Below are 5587 nucleotides of genomic sequence, written 5' to 3'. Positions count from 1 at the left end.
GCATTGTTCCGATTTCAGATGAGTTGAACTTCTGAGCTGGCTGCATTGTTCCGATCATCGAGTTGTTAAATTTCGGAATTACCATGCCACCGGGATAGATCTCATCATCAGCGCATGCAAAGCAGAGCAATGATCCAGTTACTACAATAATACCCAATATGATTACGCCAGAACCAACGGATGCCATATTTAACCTCAGATTTCGTTGGTTTGGGAGATATTTAAGGCTAGTCTTATCTCTATTATATTATACTCTTTCAATAAAATGAGCGTTCAGGTGTTACATTCCATCTATTGAAAATTTTGACTGGAAACCGAAATATATGGGCTAGAAACAGGACTTCCTCTCTTTTTAATATCCACTATCCAGCGGTACACTGATGGTGCTACATTCCCACATTCATGACAGCGCAGAATATGATATCCTTCTTCTGCAAGTTCCCGCACCAGTTCATGAATCTCGCTCTTGTTCGCAAATGTTATCCAATGAACGGTTCCGTGATCGGTCAGCATAGGGAAGAAAATATTCGGGCCGCGGAGTAGCCCATATGGGGTTGGGATAATTATACGCGAAAATTTCTGACGGATGGAGTTATTCGCTACCAGTGCATCACCTTGGACAATGTGAAGACCTGAAGAAACCCTGTTCAGGGTTGTATTCACTGCCATCCAGAAGCACGCATTTTTATTGATCTCCATTGCAACAACCCGGGCACCTCGTGCCGCAGCAGGAATTGCATACGGTCCCACCCCAGCAAATGGTACAAAGACGGTCTCGCCAGGAATGATCAGATCAGCGATCCGTTTTCGTTCAGATGCCATTTTTGATGAAAAATAAACCTGACTAATATCAAGCCGGTATTTGAATCCGTACTCCTTATGTTCGGTAATCAATGTCTTCCCATAGATCGGAACATACTTTGATATCCGGTAGATCCCGCGTGCATCTCCGGTCTTGTTTACGATGGTATGAATCCTCGGCCTTCGGGAAAGGAGTGCGTTCACAATTAGGTCCTGAAATTGCAACAGGTCGGTTGGAATGGAAATGATAGCAATGGTTCCGATTATCTCATATCCGTCAGGCAGATGAATCAGAATATCTTCTGGAATAATGCCGGTCAGATCCGAACGAAGGCCCATAAAATCGTGCTTAATTGTGTAATTATGGAAGTACTTATGATCAACCCCCGCCCCGGCTTTCACCTCTCCGGCCTTTTTTACGGTGAGATCCCGCATGAGATATGCGAAATTGGTCGTAAACAGACTGGCCGCATAGGTCTGCCCCTGACCTCATACGGAGTATGAAACCCAAGGTGGTTCCATCACATACGATGGTGAGTGAAATGGAATCTGCCCCGAAGAACCCGGCGATGAGTAACATGAAGCACCCTGCTCCCACAACCCCCCAAGGTCAGATCATCACCTCGGAAAAATGATACGATGGGGTTATGCCCGTTCCGGGATAGTAGTCAGCCCAGGTGTCTATGGTAGCCGGGATGGTATCCGATTCGTAACTGGAAAGTGATACCTTGTCACGCTTGAACCCGACATTGTAGAGTTCGCCGGTGTCGGTGTGGCATGTGAGCGGTACACTAAAAACTGTCCTCACAACAGTCATGAGATGCGGTTCCGCCCATTGATGCTTCCAGAGCGGGATTGGCAAGGATGGCAGCCATAACGGTATCAAATGCCCTGGATGTTGGACCTTACACTGACCCTTCCGACCTGCTTCCCCTTGTTATTTTCATACACGACCGTTCAGGTGTAGTACTCGGAGCTCTTGGATACTCCGGGAATTATTTCTCCCCCGGAGGTATACGATGTATATCCCCACGGGTTATCTGCAAGAATGTTCCCGATGATGGTGGTCAGTGCAGCCTTGCTTGCGAACGGTGTTGCGAGTATCCGATCGGCACTCTTGATCGTTGACTTTGTGACAAAATCTGCCATGTTCGATGTTTCCTCTGTCACTGGTGTGACAATATATATTGGATGGGATTTTATATGGGGTTAAAAAGGTTTGGAAAACTGTAAAGTTTTATGGTCTTTTTTTTTAGTATTAGGGCTGATCACTGACCGCTAACCAGTAAAAGAAATATTAGATTGATAGGATGGATGATGACTGGAGAATTTCTGGTGGTTGCAGTGAACGTGTTTTTAATGATGCAAGACATATGAGAATCACAGGTATGAGAAAGCAACTTACGGCAATTATTGAACGGGAAAATAATGGGTATGTTTCACTCTGTCCTGAACTGGTTATTGCCAGCCAGGGTGATAGTGTTGAAGAGGCCCGTGATAATCTTCGTGAAGCGATAGAACTTTTTTTGAACTTGCTTCAGCATCGGAGATACAAAACCGATTACATGAGGAGATATACATAACCAGGCTTGAGGTGGCAGCTCGGTAAATTGCAGGTCCTCTCCTGAAAAGAGGTATGTACTATACTAGCAATTCATGGGTTTTTTGAGGCGCATCAGCGAGTGTATTTTCAAAATACTATTTTGCCTCTGAAAATCACGCTTTACGCATTAGATAGCATTATACCAGATGATCCAGTCCGGCACACTGTTCGGAAGATGCATTTCTCCATATCATAGTAACACTCGGATGATAAGAGACAACTTGGTTTTTCTATAATCCGATAAATCATATAAATTATTGGAAATAACTCAATTCCTAAAAATGCTCAATATTTCCTGTATATGGTTTTCCTGGGGCCGACTTCGACCACATACACGATGAGTTTATTGTTTTGAATAGAGAGTATAGCCCGGTAACCGCCAATATGAAGAGAATGGAACGGAGACTTATCAGATCCTTCTAACTTCTGTACCCGTGACCATGGATTATTTTTTAGTTCATGGATGGCTTTGATTATCTCCTGAGCTATCGGCAATGGTATTTTTTTGAGGTCTCTTTTTGCTTTATTCGAGTAGATAATCTGAAATTCAGTCATTCAACTCCGAATTCTTTCATGATCTCCTCTTCAGTATGGACTCTCCCTGCTTTAATATCCGCCAGGGATTCTTCTATTCCTGCTATCTCTTCGGAGGTGAGAGGATCAGGATCGATGGCACACAATAGAAGGCGTTCGATCACTGCACTATAGGACTCCCTGGGGTGTGTTTTCAGGTTGGTTAATTGCTCCTTCAAATCTGATCGAATGTATATTGTGGAAGCCTCTTGCATGATTTACCTATAGGAGTTTATAGGTATTGATAGTAATGGCTTGGGATAACATGATCCGTGCTGGCATATTGACTTTAATAAAACCTGAAGAGTGAATTGTCTAAACGACCCTGATTCCAGATCCTTTCCTATTTTGAATGAATCATGGTATTCAGATGCACAAAAGCATCATGAACAAACCCGGAGAGACGCAATTAACGAAAAATTCAGGAAGGCCGGGTTCTTATCTAGCGAAGAGCGAAATGCAGAGATGGATAGGGAAATTGAATATGCCCGACAGAAGAGGAACGAACCCACATCCATTGATGTTGATAAGTCAGAACTGGAAGACGCAGTGAGGTGGAATGACCGGCATCAGGGGAACGACTCTGGAAGATATCAGTTATATTTCATTCATGGAAGGGCTAAACCGGTCCTGATTAAACCAGGTGATAGGATGACTGCACCAGCTCTGATAGGAGACCTGAAGACAATACTCAGCGGTGAAGAGAATATCGTGGAATCATCACAAGGCAATCGGCGTTACTCTCTCACTCTGGTATAATCAAACGCTTTTCTTTTTAAAAGAAATCCAATAGAATTCTAAATTAAGGTTAAATAAAAACGTATAAAAATGTCCTATTCTTATAATACGAATTATGAGATGGATATCTTTTTTTATTCTATCTTCCCTTTGTTTGATCCTTTTATTGATGGGAAATCCAGTCTATGCTCAACCAACTTAAGAACAAATGGTTTACTCAGAAAAGGAATACCAAGGAGAACCTGTTGAAATTATTGGGGCTGTCATGGATGGCAAATATGATGATATTATAAATATGATATTTGTTGCAACGGACTCCACAAACGGTATATATTACAATGCAAATCCCATTTGTGTCTGGATTAGTGACCAAAACATGGGGAAAGCTCCAAAAGATGGTTCAATCGTGAAAATATTTGGTTCTTATAAAATGGTATTCGCCCTTGACGAACCAGTCTTAGGAGAATATAAAGTTCCAATTATTGAAGGATCAGGCATCCGAACACTCTAATCCTAATAGCATAAAGGGACTAGATGCCCGTATCTTTTTTCAGGCGACAACTTTCTATGACTAAGATGTTTTAAGTCTATAGCGTGGCTTTGTGGGCGCGATATTAATTCACTCATTTTTGAGGAATTTTATTCCATACGACAATATCTGATATTCACGCTGTGAAGATCATGTTTGCTATAGGTTTTGAAAAGACGACCAAAATAAGCTCAAATTCACTTTAGGGATCCTAATTTGAAGTTAAAATGCTGTTGACGGGATCCGAACCCGCGACCTCCAGATATCTCAGTCTTAAACTTATGAGTCTGGCGCCCTAACCAGCTAGGCCACAACAGCACAAAGTGCATTATAAGAATGCCGTCTGCTCTGATAAACATATCGATTATGCCATCAGGATATCTCAAGTTCTCTCCAGAGAAACAGTCTGGTCATGCAGGAACAGAATTCGGATCAGGTTGTGGTCGTCCTTTGCACAGCTCCACCGGGAATAGCGCATACCATGGCAACCCGGCTTCTGGACAAAAAACTGGTTGCGTGTATCAATATCCTCCCTGCACGGTCAGTCTACCGATGGCAAGGGGCAGTCTGTGACGAACCTGAAGATCTCCTTTTCATGAAGACAACCCGTGGGAACGTGCATGACCTTACAAAATTCCTTGTTGATATCCATCCCTATGATATCCCAGAAGTACTTGTAGTTCCCGTTCAGGATGGCTATGATCGATATCTCTCCTGGGTTGTCAGTGAAGTTCAGAAAAAGCCCTGAATTTTTCATCTCTCTATTTTACTGTGCACAATACTGCCATGAGCGGATTCATTTTTGTAATGCACAGCATAGGGTAACCATGTGATATATTCTGTCTGAAGGATTTGAGCTGCTACATAAGTTCATGGCTGATAATCCGGAAGGAATCAGTATTCATGAAGTGGCAGAGAAGATGGGCATTCACCGGAATACTGCTGCAAAGTATCTTGAGATTCTTCATAGCCAGGGTCTGGTGGAAGTAAAGAAGGTCGGTGTTACCAAGTTGTATACTTCCAGCCGGCGGATCCCTGTTTCATGTGTACTCCATCTCTTTTCCGAGCCGGTGTTCGGAGTTGACAGGGGGAATGTTATCCGGGCAGTAAATACTGCTGCTCTTGAGATGATCGGACTTTCCAGGAAGGAGTGTATTGGACGATCACTCACACTGCTTGATGAGCTGATCTGTACCGGGATCTCTGAGGGTAGTATGCCCTCTCTTCGGGGTACTCCGTGTTCATATACCGGTACGCGCCAGACTCATGGCACCCGTATTGTATATGCGTTCAGGGGTATTCCGGTTCAGCTTGACTGTGGGCGAAGCGGAGCCGCGGTCATC

11 protein-coding genes and 1 tRNA gene are annotated in these 5587 nt (G+C 43.4%); 5 read left to right on the top strand and 7 right to left on the bottom strand.

The genetic code is table 11. The features are described 5' to 3' along the window. From PLA23_RS09995 to PLA23_RS09980, 4 genes are all read right to left on the bottom strand, one after another. On the bottom strand, window positions 1-187 hold a 187-nt coding region (locus tag PLA23_RS09995; protein ID WP_324475084.1), incomplete at its 3' end, for a hypothetical protein. Between the two features lie 104 nt (window positions 188-291). Beyond that, the gene (locus tag PLA23_RS09990) at window positions 292-1236 is read right to left on the bottom strand and encodes a class I SAM-dependent methyltransferase family protein (RefSeq protein WP_324475082.1); all 945 of its coding nucleotides are present in this window, start codon (window positions 1234-1236) and stop codon (window positions 292-294) included. 175 nt (window positions 1237-1411) lie between these two features. Then, the gene (locus PLA23_RS09985; protein ID WP_324475080.1) at window positions 1412-1618 is read right to left on the bottom strand and encodes a hypothetical protein; all 207 of its coding nucleotides are present in this window, start codon (window positions 1616-1618) and stop codon (window positions 1412-1414) included. 140 nt (window positions 1619-1758) lie between these two features. Then, a complete protein-coding gene (locus PLA23_RS09980) occupies window positions 1759-1950 on the bottom strand; it encodes a hypothetical protein (RefSeq protein WP_324328922.1) in 192 nt (63 codons plus the stop codon). Window positions 1951-2189: 239 nt separating this feature from the next. On the opposite strand from PLA23_RS09980, the gene PLA23_RS09975 reads away from it, so the two are divergent. Beyond that, complete coding sequence (locus PLA23_RS09975; protein WP_324328920.1) at window positions 2190-2384, top strand: type II toxin-antitoxin system HicB family antitoxin; 195 nt, start codon at window positions 2190-2192, stop codon at window positions 2382-2384. 305 nt (window positions 2385-2689) lie between these two features. Here PLA23_RS09975 and PLA23_RS13825 read toward each other — a convergent pair whose 3' ends face one another. Together PLA23_RS13825 and PLA23_RS09970 are read right to left on the bottom strand one after the other, a co-directional pair. Next, window positions 2690-2959, bottom strand: a complete 270-nt coding sequence (locus tag PLA23_RS13825) for a type II toxin-antitoxin system RelE family toxin (protein ID WP_502883620.1) — start codon at window positions 2957-2959, stop codon at window positions 2690-2692. Further along, entirely contained in the window at window positions 2956-3102 is a 147-nt protein-coding gene (locus tag PLA23_RS09970; RefSeq protein WP_324475079.1) for a hypothetical protein, read from the bottom strand. The genes PLA23_RS13825 and PLA23_RS09970 overlap by 4 nt, the downstream gene beginning before the upstream one ends. Before the next feature lie 223 nt (window positions 3103-3325). On the opposite strand from PLA23_RS09970, the gene PLA23_RS09965 reads away from it, so the two are divergent. Together PLA23_RS09965 and PLA23_RS09960 are read left to right on the top strand one after the other, a co-directional pair. Next, a complete protein-coding gene (locus tag PLA23_RS09965) occupies window positions 3326-3736 on the top strand; it encodes a hypothetical protein (protein ID WP_324475077.1) in 411 nt (136 codons plus the stop codon). Window positions 3737-3923: 187 nt separating this feature from the next. Further along, a complete protein-coding gene (locus PLA23_RS09960; RefSeq protein WP_324475075.1) occupies window positions 3924-4226 on the top strand; it encodes a hypothetical protein in 303 nt (100 codons plus the stop codon). A gap of 246 nt (window positions 4227-4472) precedes the next feature. Here PLA23_RS09960 and PLA23_RS09955 read toward each other — a convergent pair. Then, window positions 4473-4562 (bottom strand) — tRNA-Met (locus PLA23_RS09955). Between the two features lie 94 nt (window positions 4563-4656). Here PLA23_RS09955 and cutA point away from each other — a divergent pair. Further along, complete coding sequence (cutA, locus tag PLA23_RS09950) at window positions 4657-4992, top strand: divalent-cation tolerance protein CutA (protein ID WP_324328914.1); 336 nt, start codon at window positions 4657-4659, stop codon at window positions 4990-4992. Between the two features lie 124 nt (window positions 4993-5116). Beyond that, window positions 5117-5587 (top strand): PAS domain-containing protein (locus PLA23_RS09945; RefSeq protein ID WP_324475073.1); only part of this gene is annotated, 471 nt, incomplete at its 3' end.

This window comes from Methanospirillum sp., from assembly GCF_035406105.1.
In the GTDB taxonomy this organism is placed as follows: domain Archaea; phylum Halobacteriota; class Methanomicrobia; order Methanomicrobiales; family Methanospirillaceae; genus Methanospirillum.
This window is presented reverse-complemented; position numbering and strand designations above follow the sequence as displayed.